The 255-nt window shown below is 60.0% G+C and carries 1 protein-coding gene; it reads right to left on the reverse strand.

Annotated elements, in window-relative coordinates; translation table 11 throughout:
- Nucleotides 1–240, reverse strand: a 240-nt coding sequence (locus tag MRBLMA1_RS22365; protein WP_363739296.1) for a CobW family GTP-binding protein, incomplete at its 3' end; no start/stop codon positions are given.
- Between the last annotated feature and the right edge of the window lie 15 nt (nt 241–255).

Here is a 255-nt window from a genome sequence, read left to right on the forward strand (position 1 = left end):
GATGAGGTCGCCAAAGACCGTGCAGCACAGGCAGCCATTTTCCAGCACCATGATCGTATCGTCGCTCGCCGTGGTGAGGGCGTGATCGATCCCGATCTCTCCAAACTCGTTTATGATCACGGCGGTGTGCGTCATCGCCGGATCGCGCAGGGCGCGATTGAGCAATGTGGTCTTTCCGCTGCCGAGAAAGCCGGTCAGCACTGTGACCGGCGTCCTCATATCCTGTTTGGGAGTCAGCATGCGCGCGCTCAGGCA

The organism is Sphingobium sp. LMA1-1-1.1 (genome assembly GCF_040676365.1).
Taxonomy (GTDB): domain Bacteria; phylum Pseudomonadota; class Alphaproteobacteria; order Sphingomonadales; family Sphingomonadaceae; genus Sphingobium.